Source organism: Pseudotenacibaculum haliotis (assembly GCF_042684245.1).
Classification (GTDB): Bacteria; Bacteroidota; Bacteroidia; order Flavobacteriales; family Flavobacteriaceae; genus Polaribacter; species Polaribacter haliotis_A.
Genome location: NZ_JBHULH010000012.1, coordinates 362,363 through 379,868, shown reverse-complemented (window position 1 = coordinate 379,868; position 17,506 = coordinate 362,363). Strand labels below are relative to the sequence as shown.

Here is a 17,506-nt window from a genome sequence, read left to right as displayed (position 1 = left end):
ATGTCTTCTAAAAAGCTTTTTACCCTCGTTAATGAGGTAACACCGGCAAATCTTGTAGATGTCATGCAACAGGCAATTGCCCTGGAGCTGGCTACCATTCCTACCTATTTGTCTACCTACTACTCCATCAACAGAGCACAAGATCAAGATGCTTTGTATGAAAAACTCCAAGCCCAGTTGGCTCTTTCCGGAGAGCGAACTACGGATGAGATCAATCAATTAGCACAAGAACTAAAATTGGATATTCTTGTGTATTCCAATAAATCTGCTGCACTTGTTATGAGTGTTGTGATCGAAGAAATGCTACACTTGGCATTGGCCTGTAATGTAAAACAAGCTGTGTGTCAGGTTGCTCCGGACATCATGGGTATCGGAAAAGTATTGTCTTTTCCAACTCAGTTAGACGGACACGAGCCGGAATTTCAGATCAACGCAGGAAAACTCTCTTTAGATCAGTTAACTACTTTCTTACAGATAGAGAGTCCGCAGCCTTTTACAGATCCGAATGCCGATATGGCTCGAAGAGCTGTGGTAGAATACAAAACCATTGGTCGTTTGTACAAAATGATCATGGAATGTATCGACAGTAATTTCCCGGGGCCGTATACCCAACGTCCGCAGTTATTACCACCTGAGAAAGGCGGACCTCCAAGGCCGTTCTATTCTCAAAACTCTTCCAATACGGTTCATTACGACAGACAACACAATCCGCATTTTGCCAATAAAGACGATAGTGGCGGATTGGTAGGTGTGTACAACAGTGCAACTGCTATTGATGCCTTGCACAGAATTGTAGAACAAGGAGAAGGAAGCACAACCAAGCAAAATGAAAAGAAACAACATTTACTAGAATGGGGACCGGATAAAATGCCGATTCCGATGAAAGTAACCGTTGGTAAAGACAATGTTCCTGAGGTTGAATTCTGGCCGGGAGATTATGAAGATGGTGGCGAAGAATTGGCACACTTTGCAAAGTTCTTAGAAGCCTATAGTTTGGGCGGATATTACCAAGAGAAGTTTGAGAAGATTGAAGGTTTGGATGATTTCTTTAGCTACTTCGTATACGATCAAGACACCAACCCAAAGCAATCTGATTATGACAATTCTGGAAACAAACCTTTGGCATTGGCCAACAAATTAGGAAACGCCTTGTTTGCTTACATCTTGTTAATGGTAGAAACTTGCTATTACAAAGAAGAAAGCACGCAGTACGACCTGTTTATGTTTGGAATTCACAAATCTATGATCTGGTTGTTGAGTGGTGTTGGAAATCAGATCAACAGTTACACTTACTCTAAAGGAAGTCAAGCTTTTAAAGGAGCCTTAACTTTTGAGCCGTATGACTTTGCACAAAGTTATAAGAGACCCAAAGCTCAGATCATGAACTTGGTAGAAGAATTGGCTGCTGCCGATCCAGAAAATTGGGGTTGGGGAGTTGAAGATGTAAACTATTTCCCATCATTACCGGATGTAGGTTTAGACCACAGCGTAGTAGAAGGAATTCCTAGCGTACCAAGCACACCTTATCAAAGAACTCATTAATTAAAAACCATCATAGTATGTCAGATTTAGTAAGTAAAGAGCTTCACGTATGTATGGGGCTTAATTCATGTAAAAACGCAGGATATTCCGGAAGTAATGACTGCGCCGGACAGGGAGATTGTTCTACGGCTGTAGGGCATCCTTGCCACACATTAAACGCCTGTAAAGGGCAAGGAGGTTGCGGAATCTTTGGAACTACCGAAGAGTTTTGCCACCCAGGAGAAAACGATTGTAGATACCAAGGAAGTTGCGGTGTGCCTATTTTGGCTTCGCGCTTTATGTCGCAAGGTCCCAACAAAGGCCGTAGCGTTTGGCAATTGGCAAGAGCTCGTTTTGTAGAGAAAAGAAAAGCGAACGGACAAATTGTAGGAGATCCACCAAAAGAATGTCCATACGGACCTACGGAAGAGTTTGTAAATAAGCTTCGCGGTACTAAAGATCAAAATTATTCTTCTTGCGGACAAAGTGGTTCTAGAGCTTGTTCTTATGCAGCCGATAAGAAAACGAGAAAAGCAGAAATGGAAGCGCGTGTGTTGCAAATGGAGAAAGACAGTGCAAAAAAATTACCGGACACCTTAAAAACTTGTCCTCCAAACAATGAGTAAACGACTTGGATTACCCAATTTAGGTCTTGGACTCGGGTTGAGAAACCAACATTTCGATCACATTCTTAACACCTCTCCGGAAGTGGATTGGTTTGAAGTGATCTCGGAAAATTTTATGGATTCCTTCGGACGTCCGAGACAAATATTAAAACAGATAGCAGAACGATATCCCGTGGTTATGCACGGGGTATCTATGTCTATTGGCAGCACCGATCCTTTGAACTTTCATTACTTAAAAAGTTTGAAAGCTTTAGCGGATGAAGTGCAACCGGCTTGGGTGAGCGATCACCTGTGTTGGACGGGCGTATTAACCACCAATTCGCACGATCTGCTACCGTTGCCGTTGAATGAAGAATCGCTACAACATGTGTGCGGCAGAATCAAACAAGTACAGGATTATCTGGAGCAACCTTTGATCATTGAAAACCCCAGCACTTATGCTTCCTTTAAGAACTCAGACATTCCCGAGTGGGAATTTCTACGTTTGATGACGGAAGAAACAGGTTGCGGATTGCTCTTGGATGTGAACAATGTGTATGTTTCTTCTTTTAACAACGATTTTGATCCTGTAGAGTACATTCAGGGAATACCGCATGACAAAGTGGTGCAAATGCATTTGGCAGGACACCAGAACATGGGGAATTATATTATTGATACGCACGACAGAGAGGTAACCAATCCTGTATGGAAGTTGTTTCAAATGACCTATCAACTGGCATCAGAAGCAGCTATTTTATTAGAATGGGATGGAAACATTCCGCCTTTTGAAGTGTATCATGATGAATTGTTGAAGGCAAAGAAGTTTATGGATCCTGATTTTGCAGGCATCCAAGAAGAAACACAACATTCAGAGTATGAGCAAGTCTCAAACCCTTTGAATGTAGTGCCTTTGGAAATTGAAACGGAAGTGTCATGACAAAGAACCCACAGATACCATTGACAGATTTCCAGCAATGGATGCAGCAGTTGTTGTTAGATCCTTTCCAACAAACGGAGGTAGACCCCAACGATCTGCTACCGGAAAACTATACGCGTTTGGAAGATGTGGTACAACATTCTGAGAAGTTGACTGCCAAAGATCATCTGGCAATTTACCAGCGTAGTTATATTGCCCGATTGCGCAATTGCATGTCTCAGCAGTTTAGTGCTTTGGAATATGCCTTGGGCGAAGATATTTTCTGTGCTTTTGCGGATGATTATCTGGCATCGCGCCCCTCTTACAATTACAATTTGGCTTTATTGGGCAAACACTTTGCAGAATACCTGGAAGAAAACCGCCCCGACAAAGACGCAGAACAAAAGGAAGACTGGATTGATTTTGTGATCGAGTTGGCTCAATTTGAATACGATCTGGGGGTGATCTTTGAGCAAAAAGCCGAAGAAAATTATGAATTAGCCGATACAAAAACGGCTGAGGAAAACCTCAAACTGGTTCCTATTTGTGAGCTGTTTTCCTTTGACTTTCCGGTACGTGAGTTCTACTCAGATTTTAAGAATTGGAAGGGGCCAGATCTACCTTTTCCTCGTACCAGTTATTGTGTGGTTTTACGACATAATTTTAAGTTAGCAGTATACGACCTACACAAGGAACAATACGAGTATTTACAGTACTTGAAAGAGGGTTTGACTGTACCCGAAGCCAAAGCGAAATTTACAAAAGAACACCCCAACGAAGTAGAAGAATTTGGCTTTGTTTGGAACTCATGGAAAACACGTTGGATAGAAGCTAAAATCTTTCGAATCTGAGCCTTATGGTTTTCCGTAAGGAAGGTCGAAATGAATATTAGATTTTTACGAGAAATAAAGTTTCTTATATCCCGAGATAAGTATAAATAAAGTGGAACTTTATTCTTGATGTAACAAATTGTATATAATTAAAAAGTAACAGACAAAATAATATGAGTATAGTAAAATCACTATCTGTGGGTAATGGAGATATGTTTTATATAATACATAATAGTGATAATTTCACAACTATCGACTGTTCTCTTTCAGATGAAAACAAAGAAGATATTGTAACAGAATTAAAGGAAGAATCAAAAAATAAAAATATTACCCGTTTCATTTCAACCCATCCTGATGAAGATCACATTAAACAATTAAATTATTTAGATGATGAAATGCCCATAGTAAATTTCTATTGTGTCGAAAACGAAGCTACAAAAAACGTTGAGACAGATGGCTTTATTAGGTATAAGTCAATGAGAGGTTCAGATAAAGCTTATAATGTTTATAGAGGTTGTTCAAGAAAATGGATGAATCGATCTGGTGAAGGTAGGGAATGTGCTGGTATAAACTTTCAATGGCCTAAAACTGATAATTCTGACTATAAAGATGCTTTAAAAAAAGCTAAAGATGGTGGAAGTCCAAATAACATATCTCCAATCTTCACTTACAGCATAGAAGACAATGGAACATTTATTTGGATGGGAGATTTAGAAAATGATTTTATGGAAAAAATAAAAAGCACTATTACTTTACCTAGTATCGACATCTTATTCGCCCCACATCATGGTCGAAAAAGTGGGAAAGTCCCTAAAGAAATGATGGATGAGATGGATCCAAAAATTGTAATCATGGGAGAAGCCCCTTCTGCTAATTTAGACTATGCGGGGTATGATGGTTACAATAAAATAACTCAAAACTCCGCAGGAGATATTTTATTTGACTGTGTTGATAGTCAAATTGACATTTATGTATCTAACGATAGTTATTCTGTTAATTTTCTGGTTAACAAAAACTTACCCAACAAATATAATTGCTATTATTTAGGTACACTGGAGATATAAAATATAATAAGTAAATACCATATATGTTTTAAACGAGATGAGAAAAAAAAACAGATTAGGTTTAGCTCTCTCTGGAGGAGGGTATAGAGCCGCTATATATCATATTGGCACTTTAAGAGCATTAAGGAAGCTTAAAATATTAGATACAATTGATGTTATTTCAACCAACTCAGGAGGCTCAATAACTGGAGCTTGTTACTCTATAAATCATGAAAATTTTGATCATTTTGAAAGCGTTTTAATAGCTGGTGTTCAAAAGAGTGTTATTGGTAGAGTTTTAAAGAATCCTAGGTTTATAATCCCTCTTCTTATCTTTATTGGAATTATTATTATCTCTATCTATTTACTGTTTACAAATTTTGCATGGTTGAATATTATAATATGGCCATCATTCTTAATCTTAATATTATTAGCACAATTTGAGATTCTACCTATCAGTAAAATAATAGAGAGTATTTATGATGATCTTTTTTTCCAAAAAAAAACTCTAAAAAATCTCTCAAAGAAATTCAAAACAACAATAAACTCTACAAATTTAGCTACTGGTAAGATTTTTCAATTCTCATTAGAGAAGATGGGAGATTCAAAGTATGAATATCGTGGAGAATTGGAATCTATTACTTTTAAACCAGAACGATTTCCTATTTCAAGAGCTGTAATGGCTTCTTCTTGTGTCCCTTTTGCATTTACTCCTGTCAAAATTTCAAAACATTTTTATAAAAACCCAAAACATTTTAAAGAAGTAAAACCAAGATTAGTCGACGGAGGTGTTTATGATAATCAAGGTATTCATAAACTTACGTTTCAGAGTAGTTCTTCTTATTGTGAAAATGTGATTGTAAGTGATGCTGGAACTGAGCTACCTTTCAAAGAAAGCTTTAGAAATGTGATAACATTATTGATTAGAACAAGTAATGTTTTCATGGCTAGAATAAAGAATTTCCAAATGATGAGAAATCTATACCGTATACCTTTAAAAGGAGAGTCAAATGTTGCATATCAATCTTTAGGTTTTGATTTAGAAGACTCTATGAAGGAGTTCATTAATATGCTTAAAAAAGGATATCTATCTAATGATGTCATAAACGGTCATTCAATTCCTTTAGAGTGGATTAGAAATGGCAAATGGGAAGAAATTAAAGAATATATATCAAAAAAAATTGATTTAAAAAATCTAATAAGTCAAGGTTGCACTAATGTTGAATTAAAGATTGCTCGGTCTGTTGGAACTAACTTGGTTCCTTTAAAACAAAATCAAGCAAAAGCATTGATAAAACATTCAGAAATTATTACCGAACTTCAAATAAAACTTTATCTACCACATATACTTAATTAATTATGGAATTTAAATCATTAAACACCAGATTCAGAGCATACCAATTGGGAAATGAAGGATCGTCTTTCTCATACTTTGATGGTAGTAGTTTCACATTAATTGAAGCACGAGTAACAGAAACGAGTGCTCCATCAATAATTGCAGAGTTAAAAGCTTGTGGGAAGACAAGAATTGACTGCCTTCATATCACTAGCTGGGATACAGACCATTGTAGACAGAGTGAGTTAGAAGAAATTATCGAAAGTTTAAAACCTACAAGAATTGAATACCCTGGATATACCCCACATACAGATAGTGGCAAAGAATGCTTAAAGATAGTACAAGCTCATATTAATTCTAAAAAAATTGACAGTACTTATGTAAGTAATTTAGACAATGCAACAAACTGGACTTACCATAACATTCTGTATAATAATTCTAAAACATATGAAAATGCAAATGATAACTCAACAATAAAACTGTTTAGGAGTGGCGCATTTACCGTTCTTAGTTTAGGTGATCTTGAGAAGTCTGAAATTGCCGATTATCTATTAGGTACAGGTGATATTATTAAAGAGGAAGTTGATGTAATGATTCTAGCTCATCACGGGGCAGATAATGGTTTTACAACTGAAAAATTCATTCAAGGTGTTTCTCCCAAAGTTGCAATTTGCACCTCAAATTATGATAATCAATATGATCATCCTAAACCTGAAATTAGAGAATTGCTTTATGAAAATAGTGTTACACTTTATACTACAAAAACAGGTGATGTAGTGATCAAAACTATTGGTGATGATACAATTGCATATAAAGCAATAAATCTTAAAGCAAACTCAACCGAAGTATCATCTGACAAAGATTTTAATACTAAACGATATGATCATTGGCTATAACACTTAAAATCAAAAACCTCTAAATCAATTATTTGTAAGAGTAAGAAAAACTAAAAATTCTTTTCTCTTTTTATTAACTATTAACAATAAAAATGTCTGAATACAAACCTAAACACTTAAGTGATTTAAAAGAAATAATTAATCTTATTGAAAGTGGAGAAGAAGAAGAGGCATTAAATAAGTTTAAATTACATATTTCAGAAGTAAAATTATTAGGTAAATTTTCTTTAGAAAATTGGAAACAATCTTGGAGATCTGAAGTATATAATTTGGGAACAAAGTTTAATTCTACTAATCCAATTGACTTTTTGAATTGTTTAAAAGAAGAGAAACAAAAATCGAATAAAGACGAGCGAGAAGTTTTAGATTTTTATAGTTCAGAAATACAATATAATACTTTACCTAAAGAAGATCAAGTCTCAAAAATTAAAAATCTAATTGAAGAATATCCTTATAATCCTGAGTTTAGACATAATTATGCTCATTCTTTACACAATAATGGCAAATATAAAGAAGCAATAGAAACATATCTTTATGCTCTAAAAAAAGATAAACATAATAAGCATTTCGAAAAAAGTCTTTTTCACTCTTATATTCCACTCCTAAGTAATTTATTAAAAGATTCTAAATACGATGAAGGTATTGATCTAATTAAGGATATATTAAAAGGTGAGACCTTTATTGGAGAGCCTATTTATCATAATTATTTTATATCCTTCAATGAAAGGTTTCAAGATCAAATTTTATTTTCAAATAAAATTAAAGAAGCTGAAAATTCTATAAATGAAATAATAAAAACCGAAACACAGAAAGGGCAAAACAGAATAATAGAAATTCTTGGTTTTTTTTCTGCTATAATGGCCTTCATTTTTTCTACTATTTCAATAGGGAAAAATTTCAATTTCAGTGAAGCAATAATTTTTAACATATCTCTGGGGCTTATTTTATTAATGTTTGTTCTAGTAATTCATCTTTTGTTTTCAAATAAAAAGATAAAATTTTGGGATTATAGAATTGGTTTAACTATTATAATTATTTTGAGTTTGTTGTTAATAATAACAGAGTTTGGCATTCCCATTTGGCTTAAGTAGTCGATTACAAAACTTTTAATCTTAAGTGCTATACCTTAGTTAGCTTCCTTACCACCACATCAAACAAAAAGATTTCTTAACTCATCTCTATTTTGTTCCCAACCATTTCTTCTGTATTTTTCAGGGAAAATATACCTATGAAAAAATTACTTTATCTGTTTCCTTTTCTCTTTTTCGGGTGTTTTCAGCCCAAAAAACAAACTCCTATTGATATAAAAACTGTCCATGAAGCCTATATCAAGAAGGAATTATATGGCAAAGATTCTATCCAGCTCAATCAAGAGCGAATTAAATTATTTACTCAAGAATGGAATCAAGCAACCTCAGAAGGTCCTCGTAAAATGATATCTGAGTTTTGGGTAACGTTCAAATTAAAAGATAGCTCTATAAGAAGATTCAAAACCAATAAAGGTTTTATTACGGAAAACAATGATTGGGCTTTTTTCTCTATTTCAGATTCTACTTTGATTCAGTCATGGTGGAATTCTCCCCTTCCCTATTCAAGCCCCAAGGATTTTACTCCTCTTTCATTTATAAAGCGTATTTCAACCTCATTAAAGACAGAAAAAGACACTTTGTTTTTAGGGATATTAATGGTTGAAAAATTCCCTATTGATTGGGTAAAAAAAGAACATCTTGAACCGCTCTTTTTATTGTTAGATTCCAAAGAAAGCAGCGGATGTTTTTTTAATCCTCACTCATCTTATCTACCAAACTATCATGATTCTGCAGAAAAAGGTGGTTATGCAGCCATATTTATCAAAGCCTTTATGGAAAAGAAGAAAGTAGATTTAGGACTCTATTCCTGCCCAAAAGTAGACAACGAATTGAACAAGAAGTTAAGAAAATGGTGGAAAGACTATAAATAAAGCATTGTTATTCTCATTTCTCATCCTGTGTCTTGTCTCTTGCTTCTTGAGTCATGTTTCTAGTTTCTCGATACTAAACAACAGATTCCTCGACAAGCTCGGAATGACAATAAAGAATGACCGTACTGTAACAACTCCTTGTCATTTCGACGTCTTGCCTGTCGGCAGACAGGGAGCGAAGTATGAGCGACGAGAAATCTCGAATGAGAGATTCCTCCATTTCAGTCGGAATGACAGATTGCTAGTATCTTGTCTCTTGCCTCTCCTCGTCTTGCGTCTTGCTCCTTTTGTCTCTTTTTTCATTCAAACAAACATGTTTTTTAAAGTATTTTTCTAGCAAAACACAGAATTTTGTCTCTGGTCTAGAATGTTTAAATTGCTTACATGTTAACAACCGGTTTGATCCTAATTCTTGCTTCCCTAGGTTTGGTGCAAGGTCTTTTTTTAAGTCTTTACCTACTCACGCTTAAAAACGGACATACAACCTCCAATAAATTTTTGGCGCTTTTCTTATTAGGTCTCACCATTAGAGTAGGAAAATCTGTACTCAACTATTACGTTCCTCTAGAAAACTGGCAAAACAATATTGGAATCTCAGGTATCTTATTTGCCTCGCCTGCTTTGTGGTTTTATGGGAAAACATTGTTTTACAAACAATTCTCTTTTTCTACAAAAGACTACATCCATTTTGTGCCGTTTTTCTTGTTTCTCTTTCTGATTCCCGTGATTCCCAGACATGGAAACTTTGAATCTTTTTGGAACTACGGCCTAGTAGTATTTCATCTCTTGTTTTACCTCATCCTCTCTTGGACTTTGTTGCGTAAAAACAAAAGCAATACCTCTCGAGAGATTGTAGTTTGGTACCGAAATATCTTAATTGGAGCCACACTCATTTGGCTGCACTATGTAGGAAACCTCTTCGATTTTAAACACTACTACATAAGAGGGCCTATCTTTTACTCCTTGCTTATTTATGCTTTTAGCTATCTGTTTTTGAATCGACATAAATTCAACCTACAGAAGTACAGCAGTTCTGCTTTGGATAAAAAAGGATCTGTAGCCTTGTTTCAGAAAATAAAGACACTGTTTGACACCGAAGAAATTTATTTAGACAACAGTCTTACCCTACAAACCATTTCTGAAAAGTTAGGCGTAAAATCTAGAGAAATCTCACAAGCCGTGAATGAGAATACTCAGCAAAACTTCTATGAATTTGTAAACCGATATCGTATAGAAAAAGCCACAACTTTACTAAAAGATGCCAACTACAAAGACGCTAAAATTGCTACGATTGCCTACGACTCCGGATTTGGAAATGTTACCTCTTTCAACTTAGCATTTAAAAAAGTAATGGGTGCTACCCCATCTACTTACCGAAAAGCATAAACTTCTCTTTTTCGTTCAAGGATACATGTATTTTAAAGGGTTTTGATCTGCGAATACTGAATATTGTGGAAACAAACCGTTTTCAGCATGAATCGAAAGAAATTTATTTACGGATCGCTTGTAGGCTTAGGAGCTGCCATTGCAGTGCCCAGCTATTTACTTTCTACATCAAAAGTTAAGCAACCTGATCCAACGAAAAGAGCCTCTGGGCAATTAGATACAAAACTGATCAAAGATTTTGTGGTTGCCGGACATTCCAAACTAGATTTGGTAAAAGAGATGCTAAACGAACATCCCAACCTCATCTATACTTCCTACGATTGGGGCAATGGCGATTATGAAGAAGCCATAGAAGGCGCAGCACATTTGGGCAACAAAGAAATTGTGAACTATTTGATTAGCCAAGGAGCCAGGCCCAATCTTTTTGCCTTAACCATGCTGGGAAAAACCGAATTGGTAAAACCCATTATAGAAACATATCCTGAATTACTTTTTTCCAAAGGTCCTCATGGTCTCACATTACTTCACCATTCTAAGGTGGGTGAAGCCAAAGAGCTTGAGGACTATTTTTTGGAAAAGGGTTTGACAAAACGAATGATTAAAATTAGATAGAACTCTTATGAAAAAATACATGATTCCATTCATTTTGCTTTTATGCATTCAATGTAAAAACGCTACCACGCTCTCTGAAGAAGAACGAAATTTTGCCACAACAGAATTGGATAGATCCAAAGACAACTTGCTGCAATCCATCAAAGGATTGAGTAGCGCTCAACTCTACTTTAAACCTGATGAAGTTTCTTGGTCTATTGCAGAATGTGTAGAACACTTAACGCTCTTTTCTACTGAATTGTTTGAAATACTGGAAGAGTCTTTGGAGCTGCCTGCCAACCCTGAAAGACGTAAAGATGTGAAGTTTTCTGATAAAGATCTGATGATCTACGTACGAGACAGAAGTAAAAAAGCAACAACAGAAGAAGACTTTGAACCCAAAAACACAGATGGCAACCATACCGCTACTTTAACCACCTATCTCGATAATTTGGAAAAGCACATCAACTACCTTAAAAGCACTCAAGACGATCTGCGAAACCATTATGTAAACTTTGGTACCGTAGACGCCTATCAAATCTTCTTGTACATGGCAGCACACACAAACCGTCATATAGAGCAGATAGAAGAGATTAAAAACACTACAAATTTTCCTAAAAACTAAATACCATGAAAAGAATCATCATCCTAGGCTTGCTGTTTTTTGCATTGATGGCCTGTAAAGAAAACACACAAACAAACAACGATGCTCAGAACTACTCAGACCTATCTCCTTTAGAAGTAGTAAACAAACGAATGAACTATTTTAACCAGCATAATTACGATGAGTTTATAAAACTCTACAATTCCGGTGTAGAAGTGTACACATACCCGAATCGATTGATGGGAAAAGGATCAGACCGATTGGCTTCTATTTTTAAATCGGATTTTGAAAACAAACGAGTATCCGTAAAAATTGTCAATCAGATGGAAAATGGTCCTTATGTGATCAACCATGAAATAGTAACTACAGACGGTAAAGACACCAAGTATATTTCTATTTATAAGGTTGAGAGAGGATTGATTAACAGCGTGAGTTTTGTGAGGGATTTTTAGTGAGTTGGATTGTTAGATTATTAGTCATTAATCATTTATAATTGATAACTGTGATGTCATTGCGAGCACTTGTGCTGAGTGCTTGTGCTGAGCTTGTCGAAGCATATCGAAGTGTACTTTAGTATGAGAAGCAATCTGTTTATATGTTGATCTGTTTATACGTTGATGAGTTTATGGGTTTATAAGCTGTAAATATATTTACGTATTGAAAATATATTTACATGCTTTAATACTTAGGAGTTTGTAACGAGAGGCAAGACGGAAGACTCAAGATACAAGACTCAAGACGCAAGAAACAAGACTCAAGACGAGTTATTGTCACATCGAGCTGTCATATCGAGCGGAGTCGAGATACGAGATGCAAGACACTAGCAACCTGTCATTCCGAGCACTTGTGCTGAGCGGAGTCGAAGTGAAGTGAAGCTCGCCTGCCCTGCCTAGACGCAGGCTGGATCGAGCAGGAATCTGTTTTTTGAGATTTCTCGTCGCTCATGCTTCGCTCTGTCGAAATGACAAGGAGTTGTTGTAGTACTGTCATTCCAAGTGGTCATTCCGAACGCCTGTACTGAGTGGAGTCGAAATGCAAGACCTAAGATATTAGGAGCCTCATATTTCGGTGTCTTGCCTGTCGGCAGACTGAGAGTAAAACTTGAGCAACGTGAAATCTTATAATTCTTTTGTCATATTTCTATTTCTCTTGTAACTAAGAGATAAATGATAAAACAAAAAACAATGAACACAAACAAAACCATTACCATCAAAAGAACTCTTAACGCGCCTATAGCATCGGTTTGGGCGGCATGGAAAACACCTGAACACATTGCGAAATGGTGGAATCCTACTGGTGGAGAAACTCGAATTGTAGAACATTCTTTTACAAAAAACGGATCATGGAAATATGCAATGCTAATGCCCAACAACAACGAGTTTATTGCTGAAGGAAGTTATACAGAGATTATTCCGTTAGAAAAAATAGCATCTATCGCTAATTTTCATCCTATGACCATAGGCATCTGTATTGAATCTGTATTTAAAGAATTGGGCACAAAAACAGAACTTAACTTTCACATCATTCACCCTACAGAAGAGTATAAAACTCAACAAGAAAACAAAGGAGTTGCTAAGGGATGGAATGCTGTTTTTGATAGATTGGAAGTATTTTTAAATGAAACTGATCTTCCTATGTAACTCCATAAATCTGTAACCTTTGATGAGTAAAACCATCTAATACTTAATCACTAACCAAAACTTTATGAATTCACAATCGCTTTCTTCTCAACAAAGCAATTACAAAGGCTTTGTATTGGATCTCGTTATCTACTTATCCTTGATGTTCTTAATTCGGGAACTCTATTTTCCTGAGCTATATTTTATTGCCAACGGATTGATGTGGTCTTTTTCTACGTTGATCGTTGCCATGTGGAGAATGCGAGCACGTAGAGTTACATGGAAAGACCTGGGCTTAAAAATGCCCGACAATCTCTTAAAAACCTTGCTGGTTACCATAGGAATCTTAATTGCTATTCCTATTTGCATCATCATATTTCAGCAGATTCAAAATATATTTTCTTTGGATTTAGCTCCGGATACTTCCAGCGAAGACGCCGTGAGTAAGTTTGGCGATTTAAAAGACAACTGGCCTCACTTTTTTACCATCATTCCTTTTATCCTTATACAATCGGCTTTGGAAGAATTGCTAGACAGAGGTTTTTTGATCAATTGGTTTGAACGCGCTTTTTCTAATGCTTCTTTTGCCACAGCTTTTGCCGTTATCTTACAAGCTTTGATCTTTGGTTTTAGACATTCTTATGATATCTCAGAACGATCTATTTCTGTAGCTATTATTGGTTTGGTAATGGGAATTGCTTATGTAAAAGGTGGGCGAAATTTATGGCCTTTAATCATTGCACATTGTGTGTTAAATACCATGTCTATGATGGGGAAGATTTAGGGATGAGAGAAGAGACTGGAGACAGGATGCAAGAGACAGGAAAAGCTATAGTTAACATCTTGTTTCTCGTTATAAAACAACAGATTCCTCCATTCCAGTCGGAATGACAGTAGGGAACTTCTTGTTTCTTGAATCTTGAATCTTGTTTCTTCTTTCTTGAGTTTTAAATCTTACGTTTCGTTATAAATAGATATCTTTAAAATTGCTAAACAAATGAAAAAACATCTACTACTACTTTTTTTAATAGGGCTTCTTTCCTGTAAAGAAACTAATCCAAAAGGAGTTTGGATTACTGTAAAAGAGAAGCAAATGACTTCTAAAAATGGTTATGCTCATGGTATTACAAGCCTTGTTGTTGATTTTGACAAACTTGAGTGCCATTTTTTATCCAACTATTCAGAATCGGTTTCAAAGTTTATCGTTGACTCACCTTCTAATTCTATTATACCAGTAGGAGATTCAGCCAAGATTGGTTACAAACTTTATAGAAACGACTCTTTAGAAGTTTATATCAAGCGACAAAATCTTACCAAAGTATTGATTCCCTTAGATCTTTCTCACGAGTTGGATTCTTCTAAAGAAAAAATAATACAACTTTTGATTGAGCAACAGTCTTATGCTGTAAATGACACAATACAAATGGTGTTTTCAAATGATTATTTTGACAATAATTATTTCACAAAAGGTATAAAAGATAAACGAATATTAAGGAGCTCTTCTCCTAGTATGCAACATGAAGGATACTGGTATATCGGGCAAAAAAATAAGAACTTTTTTCTCATTATTGACCCTGATCCATATACTACTCGTGAGTATATTTTTCAAATCACTAACGTAAATGAAAAGAAGATAGCGCTAAAAGACATTTCAACAGAGGGGCTTTTAATTAGAATACCAGAATTAAAACCAGTTTATAACAAAGCAGATAAATAATTGCGTCTTGTTTCTTGCGTCTTGCTTCTTGTTTCTTTTTTCTTGTTTCTCAATACAGAATGATAGATTCCCTGCTCGAGCCAGCCTGCGTCTAGGCAGGGCAGGCGAGCTTCACTCAGTTCGGAATGACAGTAGGGAATGATGTTTAATTCACTCGCCAAGGTGGGTTTTTACGGTTCTCTCCTGCACTAAAGATGATCAATTGATTGCCATCCGGATCTTTCAATCTGGCTTCTCGCCACAACCAACGTTGATCGGTGGGCAAGAGGTCAAATTCAATTCCTTTGGCTTGTAACTCGGCAACTGTTGCATCTAAGTTTTCTTCTTGAAAGTAAACGTAAATGCCGTCGCCTTTTGGCAGTTCTTCTACCAAATGAATAGAGAAAGTTGCATCTCCATCCGGCAGTTCAAAACGTACATAATTAGGTCTTGCATCTACAATGAGATGCAAGCCTAATTTTTGATAAAACTTAGTTCCTTTTTCTACATCTAAAGACGGAACGGTTATTTGGTTTAATATCATTTCTTTTCTTTTTAAAGTTTGTCAATTCATAAACTTCTCAACGTATCAACCTATAAACTTTCATGGTGACTTCGAGAACCTCAGTCACCATGAAAAGCTATGCTTCAACTTTTTCTCTTTTCACTACTCTGGTTAATATCCACAAGCACAAGACTCCAATAAAGCCTACGGCCGTGATTAAACTCCAAGTATTGTCAAATCCAATCTTGTCTACCAATTGCATTCCCGAATTGTGCCCGAAAATATGAGCCATAGAAAAGGCAATGCTATAGAAAGCCATATATTCTCCTTGGTTTCCTTTTTTTGCTCTATCGATTACAAAAGCATTCGAAAACGGAAAGGCAATCATCTCTCCAATAGTCATCAGTAATATTCCAATCACCAATACTCCGGCCCATGTACTTATCAGTAATACAATAAAGCTGAAAACAGTAAGCAACAATCCTATGAGCATGAGATATGACTTTGAGTTCTTGGTATCTTCCAACCACTTGATCAATGGCATTTCTAAGAGGAAGATAAAGAAACCATTCAGTCCGAATAATAATCCTATTTCCAGCTCTGTTAAATGATGTACATCTCTGTAATACAAAGGCATGGTAGAGAAATATTGTAGGAAGATAAACCCAAAAATAAACATGGCTACAAAGAAGATCCAAAACGGTTTGTCTTTGTATACAGAAACAGGGTCTTCTACTTTTACCTCATCCAAAACTCTTGCTTTTTTAGGGTTTAATACTTGCATGAGAAGTACTACAGCCATCAAACAAGTGATTCCGTCTACCCAAAACAATCCATGATATCCAATAGAGGTAATAATTAATCCACCAACGGCTGGTCCGGCTGTAAACCCGAGGTTAATAGCCAAACGGATCAAGGTAACAGAACGTGTTTTATTTTCCGGCTTGCTATAGGCACTTAAAGCCACAAACATGGCAGGCCTAAAGGTATCTGCTACCAGCATTACCAAAAAGATCCCGATACAAAACCCTAAGAGTGTGGTTACGTATTGTAAAGCCACAAACAAAACTCCTGTAAGAAACAAACTAATGCTCATTACTTTGTAGTACCCAATTTTATCTGTTAGCTTTCCTCCTAGCCAAGAACCTAATACAGATCCTACACCAAAGCAGGTCATGATCCACCCAACATTTTGTAATGTGAATCCTAAGCTCTTGGTTAAGTACAGCGATAAAAATGGGATTACCATTGTTCCTGCCCTGTTGATTAGCGTAATCAAAGACAGCCACCAAACTTCTGTTGAAAGACCTTTGAAGGTTTCTAAATAATTAAAGTACAATTTTTTCATAGTGTTAGTAGATTTGAGGGTTGTATTAAAATAAAAAGTCCGGCTATATAGCCGGACTTTTATGATTGAATGATCTTATTTCTATATCATCAAAACACATACAAAGTCCGGCTATGGATTTTCGAAATCCACTGCTTACATGTATATGTATTGACAATCCTCATGATTCTTTTTTGTTGTTTACGGCGGTAAAGCTACATAAAATTTCAATTCAAAAAACAAAAATTTATTTTCTTTCTGTATTTTAGAGAAAAATTAAAATTATGAAGAAGATAAAAACGGGCTACATACTTGTAGCCGCTATTGCATTGCTACTCACTCTTTTATACATTTCTAACTCTTTTCAGGAAAGCAAAAACCAAGAGCTGATGAATAATGGTATTGAAACTACAGCTGTGATCTCTAAAATTGCTGTAAACAATTACAAGGCGAATGAATTGGAAGGAAGATTCATCGAGAATTATGTGATCACTTTCAATTTTATGGTAGATGAACAAAGTTATCAGAGTGTGAGAACTATTGAAAAGAAAGATTACAAAAAGTATTTCGACAGAGTAGTAAAAGCTAAGGATACGATTCGTATTTTGTATGATGCATCGAATCCGAAAAACAACAAGATAAAAGCCTTACATTTGAGCGTAAATTAATTC

19 protein-coding genes are annotated in these 17,506 nt (G+C 35.8%); 17 read left to right on the top strand and 2 right to left on the bottom strand.

All coding sequences use genetic code 11. From position 1 onward, the window contains the following. The 16 genes from ACFSRZ_RS16240 (at window position 1) to ACFSRZ_RS16165 (ending at window position 15,024) form a co-directional block, all read left to right on the top strand. A complete protein-coding gene (locus ACFSRZ_RS16240) occupies window positions 1-1,542 on the top strand; it encodes a ferritin-like domain-containing protein (protein ID WP_379667629.1) in 1,542 nt (513 codons plus the stop codon). Window positions 1,543-1,559: 17 nt separating this feature from the next. After that, window positions 1,560-2,147, top strand: a complete 588-nt coding sequence (locus tag ACFSRZ_RS16235; RefSeq protein ID WP_379667628.1) for a hypothetical protein — start codon at window positions 1,560-1,562, stop codon at window positions 2,145-2,147. Further along, complete coding sequence (bufB, locus tag ACFSRZ_RS16230; RefSeq protein WP_379667627.1) at window positions 2,140-3,063, top strand: MNIO family bufferin maturase; 924 nt, start codon at window positions 2,140-2,142, stop codon at window positions 3,061-3,063. The genes ACFSRZ_RS16235 and bufB overlap by 8 nt, the downstream gene beginning before the upstream one ends. After that, entirely contained in the window at window positions 3,060-3,893 is an 834-nt protein-coding gene (locus ACFSRZ_RS16225; RefSeq protein ID WP_379667626.1) for an HvfC/BufC family peptide modification chaperone, read from the top strand. The genes bufB and ACFSRZ_RS16225 overlap by 4 nt, the downstream gene beginning before the upstream one ends. Before the next feature lie 152 nt (window positions 3,894-4,045). After that, window positions 4,046-4,936 carry a hypothetical protein gene (locus ACFSRZ_RS16220; RefSeq protein WP_379667625.1) on the top strand — a complete coding sequence of 297 codons (891 nt, stop codon included), beginning with the start codon at window positions 4,046-4,048 and terminating at the stop codon, window positions 4,934-4,936. Window positions 4,937-4,973: 37 nt separating this feature from the next. Beyond that, complete coding sequence (locus tag ACFSRZ_RS16215) at window positions 4,974-6,272, top strand: patatin-like phospholipase family protein (protein ID WP_379667624.1); 1,299 nt, start codon at window positions 4,974-4,976, stop codon at window positions 6,270-6,272. Window positions 6,273-6,274: 2 nt separating this feature from the next. Then, a complete protein-coding gene (locus ACFSRZ_RS16210; protein ID WP_379667623.1) occupies window positions 6,275-7,147 on the top strand; it encodes a ComEC/Rec2 family competence protein in 873 nt (290 codons plus the stop codon). A 92-nt stretch (window positions 7,148-7,239) separates the two neighbouring features. Beyond that, window positions 7,240-8,238: a tetratricopeptide repeat protein gene (locus ACFSRZ_RS16205; RefSeq protein ID WP_379667622.1), complete on the top strand. Its 999-nt coding sequence runs from the start codon at window positions 7,240-7,242 to the stop codon at window positions 8,236-8,238. Between the two features lie 137 nt (window positions 8,239-8,375). Beyond that, window positions 8,376-9,107 (top strand): hypothetical protein, encoded by a 732-nt coding sequence (locus ACFSRZ_RS16200; RefSeq protein ID WP_379667621.1) that lies wholly within the window; start codon window positions 8,376-8,378, stop codon window positions 9,105-9,107. A gap of 384 nt (window positions 9,108-9,491) precedes the next feature. After that, entirely contained in the window at window positions 9,492-10,493 is a 1,002-nt protein-coding gene (locus ACFSRZ_RS16195; RefSeq protein ID WP_379667620.1) for a helix-turn-helix domain-containing protein, read from the top strand. Between the two features lie 87 nt (window positions 10,494-10,580). After that, the gene (locus ACFSRZ_RS16190; RefSeq protein WP_379667619.1) at window positions 10,581-11,105 is read left to right on the top strand and encodes a hypothetical protein; all 525 of its coding nucleotides are present in this window, start codon (window positions 10,581-10,583) and stop codon (window positions 11,103-11,105) included. A 7-nt stretch (window positions 11,106-11,112) separates the two neighbouring features. After that, a complete protein-coding gene (locus tag ACFSRZ_RS16185) occupies window positions 11,113-11,709 on the top strand; it encodes a DinB family protein (RefSeq protein WP_379667618.1) in 597 nt (198 codons plus the stop codon). A gap of 5 nt (window positions 11,710-11,714) precedes the next feature. After that, window positions 11,715-12,140 carry a hypothetical protein gene (locus tag ACFSRZ_RS16180; RefSeq protein WP_379667617.1) on the top strand — a complete coding sequence of 142 codons (426 nt, stop codon included), beginning with the start codon at window positions 11,715-11,717 and terminating at the stop codon, window positions 12,138-12,140. Between the two features lie 732 nt (window positions 12,141-12,872). Beyond that, window positions 12,873-13,328 (top strand): SRPBCC family protein, encoded by a 456-nt coding sequence (locus ACFSRZ_RS16175; protein ID WP_379667616.1) that lies wholly within the window; start codon window positions 12,873-12,875, stop codon window positions 13,326-13,328. A 64-nt stretch (window positions 13,329-13,392) separates the two neighbouring features. Further along, window positions 13,393-14,091: a CPBP family intramembrane glutamic endopeptidase gene (locus ACFSRZ_RS16170; RefSeq protein ID WP_379667615.1), complete on the top strand. Its 699-nt coding sequence runs from the start codon at window positions 13,393-13,395 to the stop codon at window positions 14,089-14,091. 213 nt (window positions 14,092-14,304) lie between these two features. Beyond that, window positions 14,305-15,024: a hypothetical protein gene (locus ACFSRZ_RS16165; protein ID WP_379667614.1), complete on the top strand. Its 720-nt coding sequence runs from the start codon at window positions 14,305-14,307 to the stop codon at window positions 15,022-15,024. 145 nt (window positions 15,025-15,169) lie between these two features. Here ACFSRZ_RS16165 and ACFSRZ_RS16160 read toward each other — a convergent pair whose 3' ends face one another. Both ACFSRZ_RS16160 and ACFSRZ_RS16155 read right to left on the bottom strand, forming a co-directional pair. Then, window positions 15,170-15,547 (bottom strand): VOC family protein, encoded by a 378-nt coding sequence (locus ACFSRZ_RS16160; protein WP_379667613.1) that lies wholly within the window; start codon window positions 15,545-15,547, stop codon window positions 15,170-15,172. Between the two features lie 97 nt (window positions 15,548-15,644). Then, a complete protein-coding gene (locus tag ACFSRZ_RS16155) occupies window positions 15,645-16,856 on the bottom strand; it encodes an MDR family MFS transporter (RefSeq protein WP_379667612.1) in 1,212 nt (403 codons plus the stop codon). Window positions 16,857-17,119: 263 nt separating this feature from the next. On the opposite strand from ACFSRZ_RS16155, the gene ACFSRZ_RS16150 reads away from it, so the two are divergent. Continuing rightward, window positions 17,120-17,503, top strand: coding sequence for a hypothetical protein (locus tag ACFSRZ_RS16150; RefSeq protein WP_379667611.1), 384 nt, complete (start codon window positions 17,120-17,122; stop codon window positions 17,501-17,503). Window positions 17,504-17,506: the final 3 nt, after the last annotated feature.

Excerpts from the sequence above, each read along its gene's own strand:
- ACFSRZ_RS16175 (WP_379667616.1), top strand. The coding sequence starts at position 12,873 with ATGAACACAAACAAAACCATTACCATCAAAAGAACTCTTAACGCGCCT.
- ACFSRZ_RS16170 (WP_379667615.1), top strand. The coding sequence starts at position 13,393 with ATGAATTCACAATCGCTTTCTTCTCAACAAAGCAATTACAAAGGCTTT.
- ACFSRZ_RS16195 (WP_379667620.1), top strand. The coding sequence starts at position 9,492 with ATGTTAACAACCGGTTTGATCCTAATTCTTGCTTCCCTAGGTTTGGTG.
- ACFSRZ_RS16235 (WP_379667628.1), top strand. The coding sequence starts at position 1,560 with ATGTCAGATTTAGTAAGTAAAGAGCTTCACGTATGTATGGGGCTTAAT.
- ACFSRZ_RS16160 (WP_379667613.1), bottom strand. The coding sequence starts at position 15,547 with ATGATATTAAACCAAATAACCGTTCCGTCTTTAGATGTAGAAAAAGGA.
- ACFSRZ_RS16210 (WP_379667623.1), top strand. The coding sequence starts at position 6,275 with ATGGAATTTAAATCATTAAACACCAGATTCAGAGCATACCAATTGGGA.
- ACFSRZ_RS16240 (WP_379667629.1), top strand. The coding sequence starts at position 1 with ATGTCTTCTAAAAAGCTTTTTACCCTCGTTAATGAGGTAACACCGGCA.
- ACFSRZ_RS16225 (WP_379667626.1), top strand. The coding sequence starts at position 3,060 with ATGACAAAGAACCCACAGATACCATTGACAGATTTCCAGCAATGGATG.
- ACFSRZ_RS16200 (WP_379667621.1), top strand. The coding sequence starts at position 8,376 with ATGAAAAAATTACTTTATCTGTTTCCTTTTCTCTTTTTCGGGTGTTTT.
- ACFSRZ_RS16205 (WP_379667622.1), top strand. The coding sequence starts at position 7,240 with ATGTCTGAATACAAACCTAAACACTTAAGTGATTTAAAAGAAATAATT.
- ACFSRZ_RS16220 (WP_379667625.1), top strand. The coding sequence starts at position 4,046 with ATGAGTATAGTAAAATCACTATCTGTGGGTAATGGAGATATGTTTTAT.
- ACFSRZ_RS16165 (WP_379667614.1), top strand. The coding sequence starts at position 14,305 with ATGAAAAAACATCTACTACTACTTTTTTTAATAGGGCTTCTTTCCTGT.
- ACFSRZ_RS16180 (WP_379667617.1), top strand. The coding sequence starts at position 11,715 with ATGAAAAGAATCATCATCCTAGGCTTGCTGTTTTTTGCATTGATGGCC.
- ACFSRZ_RS16215 (WP_379667624.1), top strand. The coding sequence starts at position 4,974 with ATGAGAAAAAAAAACAGATTAGGTTTAGCTCTCTCTGGAGGAGGGTAT.
- ACFSRZ_RS16185 (WP_379667618.1), top strand. The coding sequence starts at position 11,113 with ATGAAAAAATACATGATTCCATTCATTTTGCTTTTATGCATTCAATGT.
- ACFSRZ_RS16155 (WP_379667612.1), bottom strand. The coding sequence starts at position 16,856 with ATGAAAAAATTGTACTTTAATTATTTAGAAACCTTCAAAGGTCTTTCA.
- ACFSRZ_RS16150 (WP_379667611.1), top strand. The coding sequence starts at position 17,120 with ATGAAGAAGATAAAAACGGGCTACATACTTGTAGCCGCTATTGCATTG.
- bufB (WP_379667627.1), top strand. The coding sequence starts at position 2,140 with ATGAGTAAACGACTTGGATTACCCAATTTAGGTCTTGGACTCGGGTTG.
- ACFSRZ_RS16190 (WP_379667619.1), top strand. The coding sequence starts at position 10,581 with ATGAATCGAAAGAAATTTATTTACGGATCGCTTGTAGGCTTAGGAGCT.